The 3,114-nt window shown below is 69.8% G+C and carries 4 protein-coding genes; all 4 read right to left on the reverse strand.

Annotated features, from left to right (window positions below; genetic code table 11):
- Positions 1–193 precede the first annotated feature (193 nt).
- The gene (locus tag ABZ930_RS41310) at positions 194–982 is read right to left on the reverse strand and encodes a DUF3159 domain-containing protein (RefSeq protein WP_361560759.1); all 789 of its coding nucleotides are present in this window, start codon (positions 980–982) and stop codon (positions 194–196) included.
- 3 nt (positions 983–985) lie between these two features.
- Entirely contained in the window at positions 986–1,366 is a 381-nt protein-coding gene (locus ABZ930_RS41315) for an OB-fold nucleic acid binding domain-containing protein (RefSeq protein ID WP_111662529.1), read from the reverse strand.
- 40 nt (positions 1,367–1,406) lie between these two features.
- Positions 1,407–2,090, reverse strand: a complete 684-nt coding sequence (locus tag ABZ930_RS41320) for a response regulator (protein WP_111662530.1) — start codon at positions 2,088–2,090, stop codon at positions 1,407–1,409.
- On the reverse strand, positions 2,087–3,114 hold a 1,028-nt coding region (locus ABZ930_RS41325; RefSeq protein WP_361560764.1), incomplete at its 5' end, for an ATP-binding protein. The genes ABZ930_RS41325 and ABZ930_RS41320, both read right to left, overlap by 4 nt.

Here is a 3,114-nt window from a genome sequence, read left to right on the forward strand (position 1 = left end):
CCATGAACCCGCCCCGGTCCCACCAGTCCAGGCCCTCGCACTCCTCCAGCAGATCCAGGTGGATCGCCAGCCACGGCACCCCGTACCGCCAGTACGCCCCCTGAGCAAAGCTCAGGGGGCGCCTTCCTGCTTCTCTAGGGGCGCGGGGAACTGCGCGCTCAGCCACGACGAACGCGCACCCGCGAACCGGGCCTCAGCCTTCTCGGCGATGCCGCGCGGGCCCCCCGGAGGACGCGGCACCCTCACCGGCGGCCTCCCGCTCCTTGGCGGCAGCCTCCTCCGCTTCCATCTCCGCGAACACGTCGATGGGCGGCGGAGCCTTGGCGAGGAACACCCAGGTCAGCCACACGGCCAGCAGGAACGGCGGGATCTTCAGCGCGATGAGCACCCAGCCGAACTGGGTGTTGTCCGAGTCCGTGTCGGCCCAGAAGTACATCGGGAAGAGGATCGCGCACTTCGCGAGCAGGATGAGCCCCCAGGCCCAACTCGCCTTCGCGTAGGCCTTCTTGCGGCCGGGATTGCGCGTCCGCCAGGACAGGTTCTCCTTGAACACCGGGCCGAGGATCAGCCCGATCAGGGGAACCCCGCACAGCGTGGTCACGATGTACGCGAGCGCGAGCCCCAGCGTGTAGAGCATGCCCGGCAGATAGAAGTCCTTGGCGTTGCCGGTCATCATCGCGAAGACAACACCGAAGGCGACGCCGAAGACACCGCTGAAGGCGTGCTTGACGGTGTCCTTCATGACCAGGCGCACGACCACCAGGACGAGGGACACCGCGAGGGCCGCGATGGCCGACACGTGCAGGTCCTTGTTGATCGTGAAGATGGTCACGAAGAGGAGGCCGGGGAGCACGGTCTCCACCATGCCCCGCACTCCGCCGAAGGCATCGAAGAGAGCGGCCTCGGTCACCGCCCTGTCCGTGGTCGCGTCGGCGTCGGCACCGGCTTCGCGATCGGTCGGCTTGTCGTCGAGGGACGTCACCGGCTACTCCCGTCCGAGCGGTCTGAGTTCGTATTTGGGGTTGAAGAGCACCCTACGGCCCCGGCTCATCGAGACCCGCCCCGATGCGATCAGCTTGCGGCCCGGCTCGATGCCCACGATCGAGCGCCGACCGAGCCAGACCACGTCGAGCGCGGCCGAGCCGTCGAACAACTCCGCTTCCAGGGCCGGGACTCCGGCGCGTGGCCGCAGGGTCACCGTGCGCAACGTACCAGTAACGGTCACGATCTGTCGGTCGTGGCAGTCACCGATACGCGTACAGCCAGTGGTCTCCGAGTCCTCGCGCAGCTCCTCCGACTCCAGGTCCTCCTGCGAGGTGGAGAGTCGGTCGAGCATGCGCCGGAAACGGCCCGCAACAGCACTCATACAGGAAGCGTACCCGGGGCCACCGGCGCGGACGCAGGGGCTACTTCTCGAACCTGTACCCCATTCCCGGCTCCGTGATGAAGTGCCGCGGGTGCGAGGGATCGGTCTCCAGCTTGCGGCGCAGCTGCGCCATGTACACACGGAGATAGTTCGTCTCCGTACCGTAGGAGGGCCCCCACACCTCCTGCAGCAGTTGCTTCTGGCTCACCAGGCGCCCTGTGTTGCGCACCAGCACCTCCAGGAGGTGCCATTCGGTCGGGGTGAGGCGGACGTCGCGGCCGGCCCGGTTGACCTTCTTGGCGGCCATGTCGACGGTGAAGTCGGACGTCTCGACGATCCCCTCGTCCTCGCCGCCGCCGGTCGGCTCGGCCCGCCGCACGGCCGCCCGCAGGCGCGCCAGCAGCTCGTCCATGCCGAAGGGCTTGGTGACGTAGTCGTCGGCGCCCGCGTCGAGCGCCTCGACCTTCTCGTCCGAGGAGTGCCGGGCGGACAGCACCAGGATCGGCACCCGGGTCCAGCCGCGCAGGCCCCTGATCACCTCGACGCCGTCCATGTCGGGCAGGCCCAGGTCGAGGACGATGACGTCCGGGTGGCGTGCGGCGGCGAGCTGGAGCGCCTGCGCGCCGTCGGCGGCGGCGTCCACCTCGTATTTGCGCGCCTTCAGGTTGATGACGAGGGCGCGGACGATCTGCGGTTCGTCGTCGACCACGAGCACCCGGGTCATGCGGACCTGCCTCTCTGAGCTGTTGTACGGATCAACGGTTGATCAAGTGCGGTCGGCGGCGTCCGGTCCGCGTGCGCCGCGCGCAGGGTGAGGACCATGGTGAGGCCGCCGCCCGGGGTGTCCTCCGCGGTGAGCGTGCCGCCCATCGCCTCCACGAAACCCCGCGCCACCGCCAGCCCGAGCCCCACCCCCGCACCCCGGGGAGCGTCCCCGTACCGCTGGAAGGGGGCGAAGATACGGTCCTTCGCCTCGTCCGGGACACCCGGACCCCGGTCGACGACCCGCAGCTCCACCCGCTCCCCCAGCGTGCTCGCCGCGACCAGCACCGGTTCATCGGGCGGGCTGTACTTCACCGCGTTCTCCACGATGTTCGCCACCGCCCGCTCCAGCAGCCCCTTGTCCACACTCACCATCGGCAGACTCTCGGGAACATCCAGATCGACGCTCAGCTCCGGATCCGGTACGCCGACGAGCGCCAGCGGCACCACCTCGTCCAGGTCGATCTCCCTGATCAGCGGAGCGACCGTGCCCGTCTGGAGGCGCGACATGTCCAGCAGGTTCCCCACCAGATGATCGAGCCGGTCCGCGCCCTCCTCGATCCCGGCGAGCAGTTCCGCCTGGTCCTCGGGCGACCATTCGACGTCCTCGGAGCGCAGGGAGGACACGGAGGCCTTGATCCCGGCCAGCGGGGTGCGCAGATCGTGCGAGACGGCGGCCAGCAGGGCGGTGCGGATGCGGTTGCCCTCGGCGAGCGAGCGGGCCTGGTCCGCCTCGGAGCGCAGCCGCTGGCGGTCGAGGACGACGGCGGCCTGCGCGGCGAACGCGGCGAGCACGCGCCGGTCCTCGGCGGGCAGGACCCGGCCGGACAGGGCGAGCGCCATGTGGTCGCCGACGGGCATGTCGACGTCGGCGTCCTCGGGACGACCCAACGGCCGCGGCCCCACACTGCCCGCACAGGTCCACGGCTCCGTGTCACTCACCCGCTCCAACAACGCGACCGAGTCCATCGCGAACGTCTCCCGCA

Source organism: Streptomyces sp. NPDC046716, from assembly GCF_040645755.1.
Lineage (GTDB): Bacteria > Actinomycetota > Actinomycetes > Streptomycetales > Streptomycetaceae > Streptomyces.

Bases quoted from the DNA above. Each gene is read 5' to 3' on its own strand.
- ABZ930_RS41315 (WP_111662529.1), bottom strand. From the start codon at position 1,366: ATGAGTGCTGTTGCGGGCCGTTTCCGGCGCATGCTCGACCGACTCTCC.
- ABZ930_RS41320 (WP_111662530.1), bottom strand. From the start codon at position 2,090: ATGACCCGGGTGCTCGTGGTCGACGACGAACCGCAGATCGTCCGCGCC.